Source organism: Bacteroidota bacterium (assembly GCA_039111535.1).
Taxonomy (GTDB): domain Bacteria; phylum Bacteroidota; class Rhodothermia; order Rhodothermales; family JAHQVL01; genus JBCCIM01.
This window is the reverse complement of the sequence record JBCCIM010000042.1, coordinates 14,747-35,997: the sequence shown is the minus strand read 5'-3', so window position 1 is coordinate 35,997 and position 21,251 is coordinate 14,747. Positions and strand designations below refer to the sequence as shown.

At 51.1% G+C, this 21,251-nt stretch carries 9 protein-coding genes; 6 read left to right on the top strand and 3 right to left on the bottom strand.

All coding sequences use genetic code 11. From position 1 onward, the window contains the following. Positions 1 to 48: 48 nt before the first annotated feature. Both AAF564_09005 and AAF564_09000 read left to right on the top strand, forming a co-directional pair. The gene (locus AAF564_09005) at positions 49 to 5,952 is read left to right on the top strand and encodes a T9SS type A sorting domain-containing protein (protein MEM8485677.1); all 5,904 of its coding nucleotides are present in this window, start codon (positions 49 to 51) and stop codon (positions 5,950 to 5,952) included. Positions 5,953 to 6,056: 104 nt separating this feature from the next. Further along, on the top strand, positions 6,057 to 9,140 hold the full coding sequence (locus tag AAF564_09000; protein MEM8485676.1) for a T9SS type A sorting domain-containing protein: 3,084 nt from the start codon (positions 6,057 to 6,059) through the stop codon (positions 9,138 to 9,140). Between the two features lie 80 nt (positions 9,141 to 9,220). Here AAF564_09000 and AAF564_08995 read toward each other — a convergent pair whose 3' ends face one another. Beyond that, positions 9,221 to 11,797: an alkaline phosphatase D family protein gene (locus AAF564_08995; protein ID MEM8485675.1), complete on the bottom strand. Its 2,577-nt coding sequence runs from the start codon at positions 11,795 to 11,797 to the stop codon at positions 9,221 to 9,223. Between the two features lie 73 nt (positions 11,798 to 11,870). After that, positions 11,871 to 12,527 carry a hypothetical protein gene (locus tag AAF564_08990; GenBank protein MEM8485674.1) on the bottom strand — a complete coding sequence of 219 codons (657 nt, stop codon included), beginning with the start codon at positions 12,525 to 12,527 and terminating at the stop codon, positions 11,871 to 11,873. A gap of 347 nt (positions 12,528 to 12,874) precedes the next feature. Here AAF564_08990 and AAF564_08985 point away from each other — a divergent pair, with 347 nt between their 5' ends. Beyond that, a complete protein-coding gene (locus AAF564_08985) occupies positions 12,875 to 15,379 on the top strand; it encodes an Ig-like domain-containing protein (protein ID MEM8485673.1) in 2,505 nt (834 codons plus the stop codon). Here the strand turns inward: AAF564_08985 and AAF564_08980 are convergent. Beyond that, positions 15,344 to 16,678, bottom strand: a complete 1,335-nt coding sequence (locus AAF564_08980) for a Gfo/Idh/MocA family oxidoreductase (protein ID MEM8485672.1) — start codon at positions 16,676 to 16,678, stop codon at positions 15,344 to 15,346. The genes AAF564_08985 and AAF564_08980 overlap by 36 nt on opposite strands. Before the next feature lie 226 nt (positions 16,679 to 16,904). On the opposite strand from AAF564_08980, the gene AAF564_08975 reads away from it, so the two are divergent. From AAF564_08975 to AAF564_08965, 3 genes are all read left to right on the top strand, one after another. Further along, a complete protein-coding gene (locus AAF564_08975) occupies positions 16,905 to 18,785 on the top strand; it encodes a 3-oxoacyl-[acyl-carrier-protein] synthase III C-terminal domain-containing protein (protein MEM8485671.1) in 1,881 nt (626 codons plus the stop codon). A gap of 35 nt (positions 18,786 to 18,820) precedes the next feature. Then, the gene (locus AAF564_08970; protein MEM8485670.1) at positions 18,821 to 19,714 is read left to right on the top strand and encodes a hypothetical protein; all 894 of its coding nucleotides are present in this window, start codon (positions 18,821 to 18,823) and stop codon (positions 19,712 to 19,714) included. A gap of 88 nt (positions 19,715 to 19,802) precedes the next feature. Further along, entirely contained in the window at positions 19,803 to 21,182 is a 1,380-nt protein-coding gene (locus AAF564_08965) for a Gfo/Idh/MocA family oxidoreductase (protein ID MEM8485669.1), read from the top strand. Positions 21,183 to 21,251 lie beyond the last annotated feature (69 nt).

The window sequence follows — 21,251 nt, the reverse complement described above, 5'->3', positions numbered from 1 at the left end:
TTTTGGACTGCCGCGAGTAGTAGCTGGAATGCGATTACGGGAGGAAGCGTGACGTTCAATAGCTTTGAGCTCGTGAGTGTTAGCGGGCAGACAGGCGCCTGCGATGCCGAAAAGTACCTTTATGTTGATGGTGCCCAGACGGGCAGTTCGACAACGGCAACCTTTGATACCGCAACGGGGTCGGGCAGTCCATATCGTGTAGGGGCAGGAGCCACCGAGTCGGCTTCAGGCAATTACTTTTGGGAAGGTGATATTGCAGAGCAAATTGTATTTAACGTAGTCCTGTCGCAGACCGAGCGGTACCAGGTGGACACCTATCTGGCCCTCAAGTATGGGATTCATATCAGTCACAATTACCTGGCTTCAGACGAAACGTCTCTTTGGGATGCCACAGCAAATTCGACATACCACAACGACGTCGCCGGCATCGGCCGGGATGATGCCTCAGGGCTAAATCAAAAACAGTCAACCAGCCAGGGAGGCGGGATTGTTGAGATTGGACTTGGTGCAATTGCGACTGACAATGCATCAAACGCAAATAGCTTCTCGGGCGATCTTGCCTTTATGGTTTGGGGCCATGACAATGCAACCACCAGCCTGGCAACTGCCTTCAGTGGTAGCAGCATCAACATGCGGATGGCTCGTATTTGGAAAGTGGAGGAGACAAGCACAGTAGGGACCGTGGAAATCCAGATTCCTGATTCTTATAGCGCTACGCACTTGATTGTAAGCAGCAGCAGTTCGCTGACTTCACCAACGGAAACTGCGCTTACAGATAATGGGGATGGTACAATGAGTACTACCGTTAACTTCTCTGATGGTGACTATTTTTCGTTTGGATCAAGCAGTGTCGGCCCCGGCGGCGTGGCAGCAAATCTAAATATGTGGTTCAAAGCAGATGCCGGCGTCTTTAGCGACAATGGCTGTACTACCGCGCTAACGGGTTCGGATACAAATGATGCACTGGGCTGCTGGGTTGACCAATCAAACAACGGATTTGTAACCTCACAATCCTCTTCGTCCTTGCGGGCAGATCACAGCATTGGTGGGCTCAACTATAACCCCGTCTTCACCTTTGATGAAAGTGACGATGACCGCCTGGATTTTGCGACAACTCCGATTACTGCGCCATCCGATATCCATGCGTACTACATACTCGATGAAAACGATTCAGATGGGGATAACCACCTGCTCGCGAGCGAGACCGGCGGACGATTCTACATAAGAACGATGACTGCGTCGTTTGGTGACAATGCATCTGTGACAGAAACAGTGCCGAGTGGTACCTATATGGCCAACGCGCATTACGATTTGGGGACCACGACGATGACGTTCAGCGTGGACGCTGGTACCCCCATCACAGAATCGCAAAATTGGTCTTCTGCGCCTACAGGCAATTTTAAACTTGGGGCGCATGGCAGCGGCTCTGGGGATAGTTTTAATCAATACAACGGAACACTGGCTGAGATGATCGTCTATACTGCCGACCATGCAAACGGCAATGACGAGCAGAAAATACAGTCCTATCTTGGGTTGAAATACGGACTTTCACTACCTATAACCTATATCGCCAGCGATGCCACAACACTATGGGATGCAACCAGCAATGCATCGTATCATAACGACGTTGCCGGCATTGGTCGCGACGATGATTCTGAACTGAATCAGAAACAGTCTGCCAGCCAGAGCAGTGGAATTGTAGCCATTGGCCTGGGTGCCCTTGCAAGTGACAATGCTTCCAACGCAAATAGCTTTTCTGGAGATGTGACTTACATGGTTTGGGGCCATGATAACGCAAGCACAGACGTCGCTACGGCATACAGTGGGACAAGCACCAATGTCCGCATGGCGCGAATCTGGAAGGTAGAAGAAACCAACACAGTTGGGAATGTCGAAATCCAGATTCCTGATACATATGGCGCAACCCATCTCATTGTAAGCAGCAGTAGCGCACTCACCACCCCGACTGAAACGCTGCTAACAGATAACGGGGATGGTACGATGAGTACCACTGTTAACTTTTCCGATGGCGAATTTTTCACCTTTGGTACAAGCACAACCGGGCCGGGCGGTGTGTCTACCAGCTTGATTCTCTGGTTGGATGCAGATACTGGAGTCACGGAGTCTTCCAACGACGTGAGCAGTTGGGCAGATCAAAGCGTAAACGGAAATGACGCAACACAAGGGACAACTTCATTTCAACCCGACTATCAATCGAATGCCCTGAACTATAATCCGGGTATTGCTTTCGATGGGTCTGATGATGTACTGGATACGGGTATGGATATCAGTGCCGGCACCATTTCAGACTTGACCTTACTTGCAGTATATAAACCTGATGTAGACAACGCCGGCGGTGTTTGGGGAGAGGACGACACCAACTGGGACCGATTTATCTGGGACAATGCTTCGTATGATAATGTTGTCAGCACAGGCAGCGCCGGATTGACCATCACCGGGTTATTTGTGGCAGAGCAGGCTGTTTTTAGTACAGTCGTTTTTGATGAAGACGCAGCCAGTGGTAGTGCTGTTTATGTAGATGGTACGCTGGGGCAGCAATTTACCGCGAACCATGATCCACAAACCTCAGCATCGCTTCAAATTGGATCAGTAGGGAGCAGCAACCACGAGTTTGACGGAACGATTTACGAGGTCATCGCTTATTCAGCGTTACTGAGTACAACGGCGCGCGAACAAGTAGAAAGCTATCTGGCCTTAAAGTATGGCATAACGCTGGGGCACAATTATCTGGCTTCAGATGGTTCAACCATTTGGGATTACACGGCGCAGACCGCGTATCACAACGATGTAGCGGGTATTGGCCGCGATGATGAAGCTGTGCTGGATCAGCGGCAATCTGTGAGTGAGAGCGGATCCATAGTGTCGATCGGGCTGGGCGCAGTGGCGGCCGACAATGCCAGCAACGCAAACGCCTTTAGTGCAGATCTATCCTTCTTGATGTGGGGCCACGACAATGGTAGTACAAACCTCGCTACTGATTTTAGTGGCACCGATGTATTCACCCGCATGGCCCGGATCTGGAAAGTTGAGGAGGTCGGCACGGTCGGAACGGTAGAAATTGAAATTCCCGATACGTACGACGCCACCCACCTGATTGTAAGCAGCAGCAGCGCCCTGACTTCGCCAACCGAGGTGGCCTTGACCGACAATGGCGATGGCACGCGCAGTGCAACGCTGGACTTCACAGATGGGCAATACTTCACGTTTGGTGTTGGAGCTTCTCCGGGTGGTGTATTTACGGATATTGAACTCTGGCTTCGTGCTGATGTGGGCGTAACTGAGGCAGCAGGTGATGTTACCACCTGGGCAGATCAGAGTGGTTCAGGCCGGGATGCTGCTGTGACCGGCGTAGCGAATTTGCCGTCTGTTTCCTCAATCGATATACACTACAATCCAGCAATCGCGTTTGATAACAGCAATTCTGAGTCGCTGGAGTCACGTAGTGTATTCGGCAACGATACACACAGCAATATCAACCTGTTTGCCGTAGCTACAGTCAATTCATTAGCTAACAGCTTTTTATTTGGTGAAGGTTCTGGCTCTAGCGACCGCGTCAGTGCCCACATACCCTGGCAGAGTAATTTGACCATTTTTTGGGATGCTGGGGCCAATACAGGTGATAATCGATTGAGTACAGGCTGGACTGAATCCCTGGCAACACCATATCTCTGGGCCTTCGAATATGAGGCGTCGGGGCCAGTGCAGACTATTTATAAAGATGGGACTTCCCTGGTTTCCGACGCAACGGTAAGTACATTTACCTTTGCCGGCACAAACGCTTTCCAAATTGGCAGTTACCGTGGTATTGAGTTCATAGATGCAGATATCGCGGAGATGATCGCATTTAATGGCGCTTTGTCTGATACGGAGCAACAGCAGATTCAAACGTACCTGGCCATCAAATATGGAATCACGTTGGGGCATAATTACCTTGCGTCTGATGCATCAACGCTGTGGGATGTCACTGCCAATGCCCCCTATCAAAACGATGTGATTGGTATCGCGAGAGAAGACGAATCTGCGCTTAACCAAAAGCAAGCCGCTGCCGGCATCATGACCGTTGCACTCGGAGCACTGGCTGCTGACAACGCGTCGAACGCAAACAGCTTTAGCAGCGATGCGGTCTTTTTGATTGTGGGACATGACAATGGTGCCCTGACTGAGAGCGCCGTCACCGTTGGTGCTTACTCAGCAGACCGGCTCGCCCGTGTATGGTTTGCTGAAGAAACAGGAGATACAGGGGCTACGCTAGCGCTGACTTTTGATTTGACAGGCATAACCGTATCCGGTACTGTAGCAGCTGATTTCCAACTTGTCCTCGATACGGATACAGATCCCTCCAACGGCACACGCCAGATTATAGCCGCTACAAGCTTTGCTTCGGATGTTGTTACGTTTTCCAGCGTTGATATTGCTGATAACGATTATCTGATCTTGTTGACGGATTATGATCTTGCGCCAGTCGGCCCACCCGTGACCGATGGGGTTGCCGCCGACGGGGTTTTAGGGCAGCCCGACTACGATTCTTCAATCAAAAATAATGGGGGGATTTCAGCATCTACCCTGAATAATCCTGGCTATTTTGCAATGGGGCCTTCCGGGAAAGTGTTTGTCGCAGATACCCAGAATCATCGCGTTCTGCGGTGGGGTTCGGTGAATGCTGCAATGGATGGAAGTGCCGCTGAGGCGGTGTTAGGACAGGCGGATTTCACGTCAAACAGTGCTAACCGTGGGAGTACAGTAGCTGCAAATACGATGTATACGCCAAGTGGAATTTTTGTAACAAGCAGTGGTGCGCTGTTCGTGGCTGATTCCGAAAATCACCGGATCCTTCGGTTTGACAATGCTGAAAGCGCAAGTGATGGAGCAAATGCAGATGGCGTTCTTGGACAGGCTGATTTTATCTCGAACGAAGAAAATCGCCGGCAAGACGTAGCGGCAAATTCTTTGCGCTGGCCAAAAGACCTCTACATGGATAGTGGTGGCCGGCTGTGGGCAGTGGACTGGTTGAATCATCGGGTACTGCGTTACGACAGCGCTACATCCAAAGCTGATGGCGCTGGTGCAGACGGCGTCCTTGGACAGGCCAATTTTACAACCCGAATCCTGGAATGGCAGAACCAGACAGACATCAACTCGCTTGCGTACCCGGCCGGCGTGTTTGTCGACAATAGCGGCCGGCTATGGGTTACAGATGCGGGCAATAGCCGTATCCTGCGCTTTGATACTGCGGCAAGTAAAGCCAACGGCGCTGATGCGGATGGTGTCCTTGGGCAGGCTGATTTTACGTCCTGGCGCGTCAATAGAGGCAGTACGCTGGCGGCCAATACGCTCCACTGGCCGGATGCCGGCATTGATGGTGACAACCAGGGCGGTATCTGGGTTGCTGATCGCTGGAATGACCGTGTGCTCTGGTATGAAGATGCCGCAGCCAAAGCTGATGGCGCTGCCGCTGATGCTGTACTGGGGCAAACCGATTTTACGTCTTCGCACGGCCTCGTAGACAATGCCTCGTTCAATAGCGTCCATGATGTATTTATCGACACTGCGAGCGACCAGGTATGGATTGTTGATAGCGCACACAACCGTGTACTGCGTTTTGATGCAGCGGCCAACAGTCTTGGCAAAACGCAAGAAAGTCCTGAACTGCTTATTGAGGAGATTCCTGAAAGTTTTGATCTGTACCAGAATTATCCCAACCCGTTTAATCCACAAACAACCATAGGGTACGATATTCCTGAGCCTGTGCATGTTTCAATTCGTGTGTTCGATGTACTGGGCCGGCCGGTTAAGGTGCTGGTGGATGAAGAAATGCAGGCCGGCAAACATGAAGTTCACTTTGAGGCAAGTGGCCTTGCGGCAGGCATTTACTTGTACCAGATGCGTGCCGGCACCGAAGTGCACGTAAAGAAAATGATACTGGCCAAGTGATCGACAATCGTACTGGGTAACTTATTTTAGCAAGCGTTAAATAATCATGGCCATTGGCCGATACGGTGATTGTTAGAATTTTCTTTTAACCAATCATCCTGGCCATGAAACGGCATCTTTACGTACTTGCATTAGCATTTCTGTTTTTAGCGCTTCCTTACGGAGCCCATGCGCAGACGGCACCCGGTGGCGTCTCCACAAACCTTGATCTCTGGCTCAAAGCTGACGCGGGTGTCACTGAATCCGTTGGCGCTGTGAGCGCCTGGGCGGACCAGAGTACAAATTCCAACAACGCCACGCAGGCAAGCGGTACCTTGCAGCCCATGTATGTGGCAAACGGCTTGAACTTCAATCCGGCTTTGCTTTTTGATGGGACAGATGATTACCTGGATACGGCACTCGATATCAATGCAGGAACAGCACCTGACGCAACCATTTTTGCCGTCTACCGGACAACTGCTGCTGCTGCCGGCCCTGTCTGGGGCGAATTTGACGGCTCCGGAGATCGTCTAATCCGCAATCACTCAGGTACTGACGGTGAGGTAGGATATGGACCCACATTTGACACAGCGCTGGGTCTTTTCCCAACAGATGTGCCAACCATCGGTACAGTCCAGTTTGACGAAGATGCAGCGAGTGGTTCGTACGTGTTTGGGAATGGTACACAGTTGTTGCAGTTTACAGCAGATCAAGATCCAACAACTTCCAACACGTTCGAAATTGGTGGCCTCGGTGACGATGGGGTAGGCGGCGTCTTTAACGGTGAGATTTATGAGGTGGTGGTCCATTCACAGGTCATGACGACCCAGGAAATGCACGAAGTAGAATCCTATCTCGCAATAAAATATGGCATCACACTCGGGCACGATTATTTTGCTTCAGATGGCACCGTAGTTCGTGCACTGGGAGGTACATACGACTTTCACATTGCCGCAATTGGCCGCGATGATGCTTCTGGACTGAACCAGAAGCAAACCATGAGTAGCGAAGCCGGCGCGTTCGTTACTATCGCCCTGGGCAGCTATGCAGCAGATAACGCGTCCAATGTCAACACGTTTTCGAGCGATTTGCAGTTCCTGGCATGGGCCGATGACAACGGAAGCACGCTGCTGACCGAAGCCTTTGCCGGTACCAGCACCAATCGTCGTATGGCGCGTGAATGGAAGGTTAAGGAAGTAAATGGTGTAGGTACCGTCGAGGTAAGAATTCCGAATGCATATGGAGCTACATACCTGATCTCTGACGACAACGCTAGTTTTACTTCTCCTGATGAGACATTGCTGAGTGATAATGGCGATGGCACATCGAGCGCGACAATCAACTTTTCGAATGGTGACTTCTTCACGTTTGGGGCTAACATGCCGGCACCAGGTGGTGTAGCGTCAAATCTAGCGCTGTGGTTGAAGTCGGATGCCGGGGTTACGGAGTCTGCGGGAGACATTTCTGTATGGGCAGATCAGAGTGGAAATGCACGTGATGCTGCGGCCAATGGGGTTTCAAACTTGCCGGCATTTGCTGCATCCGATCTGAATTACAATCCGATTGTAGCCTTTGATGCATCTAACAGTGAAGGGTTGAATACACCGAGTGTTTTTGAGAACACAGCGCATAGCAATGTGAATATCTTTGTGGTAGCGCAGCATAACACCCTTTCAGATAGCTGGCTGTTTATAGAGCAGGAAGTGGGTCAAAGCGACAGGGTAAGTGCACACGTACCGTTTAATACACTTTCGACCATTTACTGGGATGCAGGTACTACGAGCGGCGATTTTCGATTGAGTGCAGCGTGGAGTGAGTCAGTTGGAACGCCATACCTGTGGGGTTTCGAGTATGAATCAGCGACACCGAAGCAAGCCATTTACCGCGATGGTAATTTGGTTTCTACCGATGCTTCTGTTTCATCGTTTACCTTTCCCTCAATTAATGATTTTCAGTTGGCCAACAACGTGCCGAGTTCTGATTACAACGATTCTGATATCGCAGAACTGATTGTGTTTACGGGTGCAGTATCTGATGCTGAGCAGCTACAAATTGACACTTATCTTGCACTTAAATATGGTTTGCAGTTGGATAACAACTATGTGGCATCCGATGCGACCCTGTTATGGGATCCAACAGCAAATGCCATTTACCACAATGACGTTGCCGGTATCGGTCGGGATGATGCTTCCGGGTTAAACCAGAAGCAGTCTGTTGGCGGCATAATGGCTGCGAGCCGCGGTAGTCTGGCTGCAGACAACCCGTCAAATGGCAACTCATTTGCGTCTGATAAAAGCTTCCTTTTTTGGGGCCACGATACAGGTGCCCTGACCGAGAGCACGGTCATGTTCGGTTCCAGTCCGGCACAGTTGCTGGGGCGGAAGTGGTTGGTTAAAGAGACAGGCAATTCGGGCAGCCTTGAGTTGCAGTTTGACCTTAATGGTGCGACCGTATCTGGTAGTGCTGCGACAGATTTCTGGTTGGTTGTAGATACCGATACAGATCCTACAAATGGCAGCCGGATCTTGCAGCAAGCCAACAGCTTTACGGCTGGTGTTGCCTCGTTTACAGGCGTGGTACTCGAAGATGATGACATTCTCATGCTTATCACGGACAATCCTGACGATGTGACACTGCCGGTTGAGATGACGCAGTTTGATGCGGTGTTTGACAACGGAAGTGTTCAGCTTGTCTGGACAACGGCTAGCGAAGTGAACAACGCTGGTTTTGAGGTGCAGCGCCGCGTAACGGATCGCGATGGTGCGACGGGCTGGCTGAACATCGGATTTGTGAAAGGGCAGGGTACTTCAGATACCGCTCACACCTACACCTTTAAAGATGCGGCACGCGGACTTCGTGCAAGCCGTGCTGCATACCGGATCAAGCAGGTAGACTTTAATGGCGACTTCCGTCATTCTGAGGTTGCTGAAGTCTATTTGCCGGCACCGGAAGCATACGATATGTCCAGCTATCCGAATCCTTTTAATCCTGTAGCTACGATTTCGTATGACGTGCCAGTAGACGGGCACATAAAGCTGGCTGTTTACGATGCGCAAGGGCGTATGGTGAAAGTGCTTGTTGATGGCCAGCAGGCAGCGGGTCGATATAGTGCCAGTTTTGATGGCTCCGGATTGGCTTCAGGGGTTTACGTTTATCGGCTTGAGGCGGCTGGTAAGTCGTTCAGCAAGACGATGATGCTGGTTAAGTAGCCGGCCTGAATTTACGATAGAACGAAAACCCGTTGGGTCTCCCAGACCCGACGGGTTTTTAGTATAGACATACCCTCCAGTTAAAATATAACCTCAAGCACCTCATCTTCTGCAATGGTAACCCCTGAAAAAGTCTGCATCTCGCCGGCATCCTGATTGCCCACATGCACCGTGTACCGGCCCTGCGCAAACACCTTCGGGCGAAAGCTGTCGCCCTGGATGCGAAGGGTATACACAATCTCACCTGTTGCCTCTTCTACAACCTGAACAACAGGGTTGGCAAGCCCTGATACGCGCAACGCTGGTAGATACCCGGCAGCTTCTCGGCCATAATTATCCTCCATCGCAATGGTCTTCGGCCAGCCTTCATATTGCGTCGCTTCAGACTGACTCATCGGCTTTGCGTACCGCGGCCAATTTTCCATGGTGATCGTGCGGTCTGTTTTATTGAAGCGTACGATGCCATAGCCCGGCATCCGGTCATGCAACGCCAGGGGCTCTTTCTCTGTAGAAATGCCTGTAAGGCCTGTTGGGTTGGTTGCGCCATACACCGTCACAAAATTGCCAAAAGCATCCTGGTGTTGCCCGTAATGCGCAGGAGCGCCCTCAGGCCTGTTTTCCCCTGCTTCTTCTGGTTGCCAGCCACGCGGATAAAAATTGGCGATAGAAGGCACACAAAATGAATAGCCGGCATCGTTGTGCGCATCAACGCCATGATGTACAATCGTAGACAGGTGCTGGTCTCCCTGCAGCATAAAGGCAAATCCACGGCGCAAGGCACGTAGTGCGCTATCACGGCCGCGCTTGGGCCAGCCATTCGAGTCCAAATCAGCATACAAACGCATCAAGTTGGGTCCATGATGTGTAGCCATGTTGGCAAATACAGTTTGTGACACGGCAAGCTTCATGTCCTGGCCACGCCAGTCTGCAGCCCAATCATCAATGAATGTCAGTTGTCGATCCCCCAAAAGGGTCAGCCCCGGCTTGTCTACCATCGCCGGCGTAAAGTTTTCCTGCGAGAAGTGATCCGGCCGGCCTTCGTGCCCCGGCACTAGTCCATAACAACCTGATTTGAATTTCCTGTCTTCCAAAATGGCAATACCGACGCGCCCATACGTCATACTGGTATAGTACACACCAATTCCTTGTTTGATGGGCGTCGGGTCATAAGGGTCGGGCAAGTGACTGGTTTGGGTGCGCTCGATCATCTTTACCCAGTCTGCCGGCATTACGTAGCCGCCCATGTTGTCTACTGGAACGGCAGGTCCGCCATTACCCCAGATGTTACCCTGATATACGTCATGGTCGTCCGGAATGGTTATGGTAGGCCTGTCTTTTGTAATATCTCGAAATGCCCATCCCCACAAATACCACTTGTAGAGATAATCGAGGTGTGCATTTTCTCTGTCCGGAAAGGTGGGGCTGGCACCTTCGTAGACCTGGTCGCCGGAGAAAAACAGCACGTCGACATCTTGCTGTTTGATGTTATTCACGATGTCGTTGTGTGGAAACCAAACCCGGTCAATCCATCTAAAATTTCCTCCCTCTACACCACGGCCCGTGTTGTGATTGCCCGTAAAGCCGGCCACGGAAACAACCGGCTGATCAACCGGATCCTGTTTAACCGTACCATGGAATAAATAGGTGGTGATAGAGCCGTCTGCCTTGGCATAGTCATATACAACCCGGTATGGGGTGTCGGCGCCACGCTCCCAGTTTTCTACCCTGAACGGCGCGGTGTATCCCGGTGTAATAATTGATGTGGATGCTACCTCGCGCCAGGCATCTTCGTCCTTCACCTCCAGCGTTACCGTTTGAGCGTCCTCTTCGCCGACTGGCATCATTTGGGCGGTCATTTTAAGGATATCTTTGCTCAGCGTGTATTGCGTATTTAATACCGGCCCAGCGGTTCTGCCGGGATGTACTTCGAGCCTTGTGCCATCTACCCGCCAATCACGGAACCATGTCTGGTCCTGGCTTGATACGAGGGCAAGGTTGCCTGCAAGATCAGCTTCTTCAGGGAATCTGTAACTTACCGATGTTAGCGCAGGGCCATCAATTGCAGTGTATAGAGATAGCGTAAGCGTATGGCCGGCATTCTCCACGGTCATGTCGAGCGCAAGGCGAACTTCCTCAAGGGGGGTTTCTAGGTTTACTTGTTCGCTGCGGGCGAGCTCTTCTGCATCGTTACTCAAATTTCGTATAAACAGGGTGCCTTGCTGGTTGGTGCCTACAAAAATCCCTGCGCCTGGTCCACTGCTGTGATGTATAAGCGCAGCTGCTCTGTAATCGAGTGTGCTGCCAGCGCCAATCAGAAACCCAAGTTCGTTTTCGCTTGGCGCGTGCTGAGCGTCAATCCAGCCGGCTTCGACCTGCATATTCAAGCTGCCATCGTGGGCGCCAAGGCGACGCGTAAGCAAGTGCAGGGTCCGCATGGGTTTGCCTTTCGCTTGTACTGTAGTTTCCAGGCGACCATCAGCAATGTGCCAGTCTTGCAGCCGGTTTGCCCAGTATTCCGGACCTACCCACGTTCTGTTCAAGTCTGTCGGCCAGCCCGTGCGGAACGCCGTTCCTGCTGGTTGGCAACTCGATAAAACCATACAAATACATCCTGCAAAAAACAGGCAAAGCAATAGCGGGCGGGGTGTCGACTTCATAACGCTGGCGTGTTGTGTGGAGTCATATAACCTAAGTAACCAAAAGCGCAATTTCAGGCTTTTCAGACAAGAATTAAAAAAGCCGGCGCATTTGGATGAGCTGTAAGCTCTTCAGTACAACAAGTACAAGGCAACAGCTGATAACAATCAGGCTTAGCGGAGGGAGCGCTGGTTCATTGGTTGCAAACCAAGTTAACCAGCCTTCATATTTTAGCAAACCCGCATGTAGCAACGCAGCGAGGGTTGCCAGATAACCATAACGCAACCGCCGCCGCCACTTTGCTGTAGTTGCCGCTGTTGTACAATGTTGTTCGGGGTTTATGGATAAATAGCACGCATAAGAAAAGTATACAAGTGCCATCGCAGCCGGCACCATGGCAAACCAGTTATCCAGAAAGTAGTCTGGAAAAGGGAATTTTGCATTTGCTGGTTGCGCCGGGTCGGCTATGGTAAGCGCCATACCCACATGCACCACCACCAGGATGAAGCCCGTAATGCCAAAGGGGCGTCGCAGCGCAAGGCCTTTCCGCAACGGCTTCCAGAAATGATAAGCAGCGCTGAATACATAAGACATCAAAATCATCAACAATCCTGCACACGCAACAGCTTTATTGAGGAGGTAGGGGGTGGGTGCCGTGCTTCGTCGAATGACCAATTCAAGCAGGCCGCTGCCAATCAATAGGCAACCCGTGATTGCAGCAATAATCCAGTACTTACGGGCTGTTTTCATGTGTAGAGGGTGGGACTCACTTTGTATGCAAAACCTGCTGCGTGCTATTTTGCCCCTTTTTTTTGTAAAAAACAACAATCTACGTTAGCAAATCTCACTAAGGTGAGTGGGCCTGAATACATTGATAATTGCCTCACACAGAGTGATTTGTTCATTTTTGGGTTGATCTGCTGATAATGATGGTATGGCTTCACCAATGCTGGCATACCTTTTGATTATTCTAATTTCACGCAAGGCCCCCCGTATCGCTTTAGCATGGTCCCAGGTAGCTTAATCTGCCCTGTACGGATCAAACCATACGTTCAAGCGCAGTAAATAAGCTGCTTGACCTTTCCCCCTCTTCATTTATGAAAGCAAGGATTCGGGTTTTTGCCTGTGTGTTGGGTGTATTGTTTTTTGTACAGCCTTTCTTTGTAGTGCTTTTGCATGCGCAGTGGCAGACCAGCCAGCAAGCGCCTGTTGATTTTGGAAGCTTGCCCGCTGATAGATTTCCTGTAGCTGAATGGCGCGACTTCAATTGGGAAGATCCAGGCGGCTGGACCGTAGTCGATGTCACAACTGCCGGCATCACACCGGGTGCCGCAGATGCCAGTCCTGTGTTGATGAATTTGGCGAATGAGGCGGACGTACCCACCGTCCTCTACTTCCCGCCAGGGGAGTATACTTTTGCTTCCGCTGTCGACATCAACAACGACAATGTCATTATCCGCGGCGCCGGCAGCGATCAGACCTTCTTTTACCTCGACGGCTCTGCAATCAACGGCATTCGCTTTTTAGGATGGACGTACGACGAAACCAATGTGGTAAGCAACACCGCGGCCGGCGGGCAGGTTTTGACCCTCGAGAACACAAATGACCTCGCCGTTGGAGACCTCATCCAGATCAACCAGGAACTGGAAACCTGGGATGCAGAATGGGGCAGCCGATCATGGGGACAAATTGTGTTTATTACTGCAATTAATGGCAACGATGTAACCGTTGATTTGCCGCTCTCATTAGGCATCGATACGTCTCAACAGCCCAAGGTGCTAAAACTGCGGCCGCTGCGCAATGTGGGGGTTGAGGACCTCTACATCGAGCGAAAACAGTATGATGAGTCTTCGAATATCGAATTCCGTACGGTTTACAATGCCTTTGTCAAGAATGTAGAATCTTACAATGCCGTCAAATTTCACGTGTTTGTTTATCGTGGCCGGCAGGTGGAGATCAGTGGTAACTACATCCATGACGCACAGAACTACGGTACGGGTGGGCATGGATATGGGGTGAACCTCGAAAATCTCTCAACAAATATTCTGGTCACCAACAACATTTTCAAAAATCTCCGTCATCACATGTTGATGCAAACCGGGGTGAACCATTCCGTCATCAGCTACAACTACAATGTGGATATTAAGGAACTGGTTGACCTCAGCCTGCATGGCCATTTTTCAAACCATAACCTGTACGAAGGCAATATCGTTTGGTGGGTAGGGTTTGCAGATTTTTGGGGGCAGGTAGGACCAGAGAATACCCTGTTCAGGAGCCAGATCCACGGAAAAAAAGAGAACGATCAGGGCGTCATCGTTTATGACAACTCTGATTCACAAAACATCATATCAAACTATTTCCTGCGCAATAGTACGCTGGAAAAGGATGCTGATGTTGATGACCTCTATGCTGAAGGGAACGTTATACAGGGGGCGACAGAATGGAATACCTTATCTAGTGGTGCAGATATTCCGCCCTCGCTTTATCTCGAAGCACCGCCGGCATTTTGGCCGTCAGACCTTGCCTGGCCGGCTTTTGGTCACGACGTAAGCACATCGGCTACTAATAAAATTCCGGCGCAGTTGCGCTACGAAAACCTCATCGGTATCGGGCCTGGAGATACAAACGATAAACCTGAAATTAATCTTACCTCGCCCGCCAGCGGGACCAACTTCGCTTCCGGCAGCAGCGTCACCATTGAGGCTGATGCTTCTGATCCGGATGGCACCATTACCAGCGTCGATTTTTATGTTGATGGTTTTTGGCAGGGGAGTGACGCAGACGCACCCTATTCTTTTGAGTGGTCCAATGTGCTGGATGGATCTTACGTGCTAACCGCAGGCGCTACGGATAACGAAGGTGCCACAACCATATCCAGCGAAGTAACCGTTTCTGTAACCACACAGGATAGCGAGGACGTCTACATAACCAGCGTTATCGCAAGTGATAGCCGCGAAGGTGCGAGCCCGGATAACACACTCGACGGGCAGTTTAATACCCGTTGGGCAGCACACGGAGAAGGGCAATGGATTCAGTACAGCCTTTCTTCTAGTGCTACAGTTTCTTCAGTAGAATTGGCATGGGCACGTGGCGATACGCGTGTAGCCTACTTTGATATTGCTGTCTCTGAAGACGCTGCCGATTGGACCACAGTCGCTGAGAACATGGAGAGTTCGGGGGCCACAACGGGATTGGAAACGTATAACATAACACCAGTCACAGCTCGATATGTCCGTATCATTGGTTACGGTACAAGCAGCAATGCATGGAATATGATCAGCGAGGCATCACTCGGATTTGATACACAAATTACCCAGGCGTTTGGTGATGTAACCGGCAACGGTACTGTCTCTGCCTCAGATGCTTCAGCAATTCTGGAATACACCGTCGGGTACATAGAACTGGAAGGCGCAGCGTATATCGCCGGCGATGTAACCGGCAACGGAGACTTGTCCGCGCTTGATGCTGCACTGGTTTTGCAATATGTGACCGGCATCATTACCTGCTTCCCGGCAGCTGATGCTTCTTGCACAGCCGGCGCCTCCGAGAAAGACGGTCGAAGAGACTTATTCCAGGCTCCAGGGGGCACGCATCGGCCGTGACAACATATTGTTGGCTTCCTCATCGCCAATAATCTGTTCGTTGTCCGGGTCCCAGGTTAGATCACGCTCCACTTGCATCGCAATGTTGCCAAGATGGGCAATGGTGATCGACCGGTGTGCTGTTTCTATTGGTGCCACCGGGGCTTCCCTGGAAATTATGCAGTCAATGAAATTGCGGAAGTGGTTCTCGCTTTTGTAAAGGTGGACTTCGTCAGCGCCAATTTCGGAATCCAGCAAGGCAGGGTTTGACGCGTCCCAGTTACCACGGGTCACCCAAATCCAGCCTTCAGTGCCTTCAAATCGAACCCCCATTTTGTCTTTGCTCGACACCGTAAGCCTTACGTCATTTTTGTAGTGGCATTCGAAATAGTATTCAGTTGCTGTGTCCCAGGGGGCATCCGTGGAGAAAATTCCCTTTGCATTTTTGACGGCAACCGGTCCTGTATCTTCTGTGCCCATACCCCACTGGGCAATGTCCGGATGATGGCCTCCCCAATCTGTCACCTGTCCACCCGAGTAATCAAAGATCCAGCGGAAATTTACGTGGCATCGGGCCGGACTGTAGGGCGCTTCTGGTGCAGGGCCAAGCCACAGGTCATAGTTGAAGCCGGCGGGTACAGGTTCTGGCGATCTGCGATTGCCCGATTTGCCAAAATCAGGGGTGCCCGAAGGCTGGCCAACACGCACCGAGATTAAGTCTCCAATGCGACCGTTGCGCACCAGTTCGCACGCCCGCCGAAACCTGAAGTCAGAACGCTGTTGACTGCCCGTCTGGAAAATTCTGTTGTTCACTTTCACGGCATCGCTCATCGCCCTGCCTTCTGCAATGGTAAGGGAGAGCGGCTTCTCACCATAGATGTCTTTGCCGGCACGTGCCGCCATGATGGTCGGAATAGCGTGCCAGTGATCAGGCAGGGCCAGCAATACCGTGTCTATATCATCCCGGTTCATCACATCGCGAAAGTCCTCGTAGCTATCACAGCCTTTATAGCTGCCGGAAGCCGTTTGATTGGCGTAATGCCAGTTGATGAGTCGGCGGACATGTTCACGGCCGGCAATTTTTCCGTTCCAATACCCCGCACTCTCTTTGTTTACATCGCATACGGCCGTGAACTGTACGCGCTCATCACCAAGAAATCCGTTCATGTCATTAATGCCCTGGTTGCCTGCGCCAATAAGCGCCATGGTGATGCGGTCGCTGGGGGCTGGGCGTCCTGCTCGGCCAAGGGCTGATGCAGGGATAATCGTGGGAATGCTGGCAAGGGCAGCGCCGGTTTTTAGGAAGTTTCTGCGGTTCATGGCCATTGGGTAGCTGTTAGGAGGAGGACTGCTTTAATCTACGATGTCAGCGCGAATCGTGCTACCTTTTCGATTGTAGCGCAAAAATGATAGTTTCTGGCAGATATGTCGTGTTTTTGGTACTTCTGTTATAGGTTTTGTCGCGACATACAGCCATTGCTTCTTTTTATTGTGCTTAGCTGATGGCATTGGGCCCCGGCGCACTATCAATAACAGGTCACGTATTATGCGAGATGTATACATCACTTCAACTGGCAGCTTTTTACCCGGCGAACCCGTTGAGAATGACGATATAGAAAGCTACCTGGGTATGATTGGAGGGCAGCCATCGCGGTTACGAACCCGCATTTTGAAACAGAACGGTATCAAGCGCAGGCATTATGCGCTGGACAAAACCCAGCGTACCACGCATTCAAACGCTGAACTGGCCGTGGGAGCCATTCGTGAAGCCCTGCAAGGAAGTGGTGTGCTGGAAAAGGAAATTGACTTTTTGGCACTGGCTACCACACAGGGGGATTTACCGGTGCCGGGTTTTGCCAGCATGGTACACGGCGAACTTGAAACGCCGGCCTGCGCCATTACCTCGCACCATGGCATCTGTTCGAGTGGTATGATGGCCCTCCGCAGCGCATTTCTTGAAGTTGGCGCCGGCGAGAAAGAGAAAGCTGTTGCGTGCGCAAGCGAATTGCCCAGCCGGCTCTTCAAGGCGAGCCGATTTGAGCAGCAGGCGGCGTACCAGGAAAACGGAGGTGTCCCCTTTGATACCGACTTCCTGCGCTGGATGCTATCAGACGGCGCAGGGGCCATGGTGCTGGAGCCCCAACCCGATTTACGCGGTAACTCACTGCGTATTGAGTGGCTGGAGATCAAGTCACTTGCGAGTAAATATGACCCGTGCATGTACGTTGGGCCGGCTAAAAATGACGCGGGACATGTTGACACGTCGTGGCTGGATTACGATAGCTACCACGCAGCAGCTGATGTTGGCGCAATCAATTTGCGGCAAGATACCCGGATGTTGAAAGATGTGATGAAATGCGCTGTGGATGGTTTTTTCGAGCTAATCGAGGCTGGCAAGCTAAATCCGGATCAAATTGACTGGTTTTGCTGCCACTACTCCTCACACATTTTTCGGGGTGAAGCGCGCGAGCTGATGAAACGCGGGGGCGTTGTCATCCCCGAGGAGCGGTGGTTTACAAACCTATATACAAAAGGGAATACGGGGGCAGCCTCCATTTTTATCATGTTGGATGAACTCTTCCAGTCAGGTAAACTGGCGGAGGGCCAGCAAGTGCTGTGCGTTGTGCCGGAAAGCGGTCGGTTTTCTTTTGCTTATATGCTGGCTACCGTTGTCGCCGGCAGTAAACAGGCTGATAACGCAATTACTACCGTGGGTCGCGCGGTAGATGACATTGAACCGCCCTTGTTGCGCACCAAAGGTACGGCACTGGAAGCCTCTCTGGTGCGCCAGTTGGCCCGGGTATGGGTTGAGTTTGAGCAGCAGTTGAATCAGGTGCCTATTGTCGACAAGCTCAACCGCGGCCGGCTATCGATGCATGATTATCGCGACTTTCTATTCAACCTCCGTCAGCAAGTCATCGATGGGTCACGCTGGATTGCACGGGCTGCATCCAATATCACCCGCGAATACTTTCCCATTCGATCCGCCTTCATTGCGCATACCAGCGATGAGCATCGGGATTACGAAATGCTCGAAAAAAACTATGTTGCGGTTGGCGGCAAGCTTGACGAAATGTATGCTGGCACACGCAATATCGGAAGCGAGGCCCTGACAGCATTCATCCTCCATCAGGCAAGCCGAGAAAATCCGTTTGATCTGATAGGCGCGATGTTTATCATTGAAGGGCTGGGAATGCGTATTGCCCGGCGATGGGGCACGCTCATCCAGGAGCAACTCAACCTCAGCGATGACCAGGTGTCCTTTTTTCTCTATCATTCGGAAAGTGACGAATACCACTTTGAACGGCTGGATATGGCGGTGCAGTCGGGCATTCTTACTGCGCCTCTGGTCGATCATATAGTGAAAACGGCCAAAGTCACAGCCCGACTGTATTTGTTGCAGTTGGAAGAAATAGGCTCATTCTAACCCGGTTCTCCCACATCAATTGGACATGGAATAAGATGGAAGTTACCCAGCATTTTGACCAGATTGCACACGATCCAAAAGATCCTGACCCATGGCTCGCCCTGTTTCTTGATACCAGTGTGCCCATGCGTAGGGAGGCAAAAGCCTCAATTTTGCGTAGCAACAGCTCGCGCTCGCGCCAGTTTCTGTTACCGCTTGTCCGACCGTTTGCACGCCTCTTTATTGCACTTTTTCAGGTGCTCAAAATTTTTATTCCCAACAAGTTTACCTCTTCTGCTTTCCTGCACAAGGGGATTTATCATGGGTTGAAACGATTTGTGATGCCAGAGGCCAACTTGCTCATTCTCAGGCATTTCAACATCGGCACCGAGATTTTGCAATTCATTGTAGACAATGTCCCCGAAGCAGAAATCGAGTTAAATCCGTTGCGACCAAAGAACTTGTGGGACCTGCGCGATCATGTCTTTCTTACACATGACCTGAATATCTACAACTTTATCATCCGGCTCAATAAAGAAATGCGGGAAAAAGGCATTGAACTGAAAGCCCGCGAAAAGCTAAATTTTGATGCCATCACAGACGGACCGTTTCCCATCGAACCTTTGCCTAAAAGCTGGTTGAATTTTATAGATCTTGAAACGGCCATTGAAGTGTATACCCCGCTGTATCAGCTCTTTCTTACCGATAGCGATTTCTGGAGGGCGTGCAATTCATTGCAGCTAGACGAAACAGTAGCCATTTACGCAGCCAAGTTGATTGGAGATACAAGCTACCTCAGCCTGGTGAATAACAAACATCCTATGATTCCCATGTCGACCCTAAAGGCCGGCAACCGCCTGATGCTGCATGGCCTGGCAGCTGAGAACTTGCATGCCGCACTCGTACAGCACAAGCGGGCCCAATTAGCTGCCCAAGAATCTACAGCATAGCAATTTCTTCTTTTTCCATAACACGCGACTTTAACGGTCGGCATTTTCAACGCGGGCCATCCACATAAAAAATCGGGCAAAGACAACGATGAACACCTCACGCAGAGCGACCCTCAAAAAACTTGCTGCCGGCGCGGCAGGGGTAACCCTTGGCAGTATGGGCATGACGGCTAAAAGCTATGCAAACATCTTAGGCGCCAACGAACGGATAAACATGAGCGTTATCGGTGTGCGTGGTCAAGGATTTAGTCACCTGCGTAGATGGGCCGGCATGGCAGAAAACAACAACGTGGTGATACGTACCATTTGTGACATAGATGAAAATCTGTTTGAACAGCGTATCAAAGCAGTTGAAGAACTGCAAGGTGAGGCGCCTGGTACCGAAATCGATATGCGTCGCGTATTTGACGACCAGGAGATAGACGCCATTTCTATAGCGACACCAAACCACTGGCACGCGCTTTCCACAATTTGGGCGTGTCAGGCGGGCAAACATGTTTATGTGGAAAAACCCAGTTCGCATAACGTTTGGGAAGGCCGGAAAATGATAGAGGCGGCGCGTAAATACAACGTGATTGTGCAGGTTGGATTTCAGAATCGATCGATAAACAATGTTCGGCAAGCCATGCAGTTTTTGCACAACGGTGGACTTGGTGAGGTGTATATGGCGCGGGGCCTTTGTTTTAAACCACGCGACTCATTTGGTATTGCAGCCGACAGCGAGGCGCCGGCCGGCTTCCACCATGACTTGTGGCTTGGGCCAGCTGCGTGGCGGCCCTACAACGAAAAGAAAGCCCACTACAACTGGCACTGGCATTGGGCTACCGGTAACGGCGACAATGGCAACCAGGGGCCACATCAGTACGACATTGCGCGCTGGGGGCTGGGCAAAGATGAACACCCTGTGCGCATCCAATCGATGGGAGGCTACTTCAAGTTTACTTCTGACGTGTGTTCGCAGGAAACGCCCAACACGCAAACCACAACGTTTGAGTACGCAGATGGCAAGCTGCTGCAATTTGAAGTGCGCGGCCTGTATACCGCCGGCGAGGATTCGATGAATGTTAAGATTGGTAACCTCTTCTACGGCACAGAAGGGTGGATGGAGCTAAGCGGTAGCAACTGGAAAACCTACTTGGGTCGTAATGATGAACCCGGTCCCAGTTCAGATAGCGGAGGTGAACAAGACGATGGAAATACAACTGGTTACCTTGCAGCGCCGGGAGGCGGGGGACACTACAACAATTTTATTGCGGCGGTACGATCTGGTAATAGCGATGACTTGACCTGCGATATTGAAAAAGGGCACATGTCTTCTGCGTTGCCCATGCTTGGCAATATCGCGTATCAATTGGGGCGCGAGTTGCGGTTTGATGGGGATGATGAAACCTTCCCGGGAGACAAAGAAGCCAACAAACATTTAACCCGTGCATACCGCGAGCCGTTTGTGGTGCCGGCACAAGTATGAGCTAATGTTGCCAAAAATACTGTGATAAAAGGGCTGTTATCTGTGAAGGTGCAGCCCTTTTTAGTCTTC

Coding starts and splice junctions, on each gene's coding strand:
- AAF564_09000 (MEM8485676.1), top strand. CDS start 6,057: ATGAAACGGCATCTTTACGTACTTGCATTAGCATTTCTGTTTTTAGCG.
- AAF564_08995 (MEM8485675.1), bottom strand. CDS start 11,797: ATGAAGTCGACACCCCGCCCGCTATTGCTTTGCCTGTTTTTTGCAGGA.
- AAF564_08990 (MEM8485674.1), bottom strand. CDS start 12,527: ATGAAAACAGCCCGTAAGTACTGGATTATTGCTGCAATCACGGGTTGC.
- AAF564_08985 (MEM8485673.1), top strand. CDS start 12,875: ATGAAAGCAAGGATTCGGGTTTTTGCCTGTGTGTTGGGTGTATTGTTT.
- AAF564_08980 (MEM8485672.1), bottom strand. CDS start 16,678: ATGAACCGCAGAAACTTCCTAAAAACCGGCGCTGCCCTTGCCAGCATT.
- AAF564_08975 (MEM8485671.1), top strand. CDS start 16,905: ATGCGAGATGTATACATCACTTCAACTGGCAGCTTTTTACCCGGCGAA.
- AAF564_08970 (MEM8485670.1), top strand. CDS start 18,821: ATGGAAGTTACCCAGCATTTTGACCAGATTGCACACGATCCAAAAGAT.
- AAF564_08965 (MEM8485669.1), top strand. CDS start 19,803: ATGAACACCTCACGCAGAGCGACCCTCAAAAAACTTGCTGCCGGCGCG.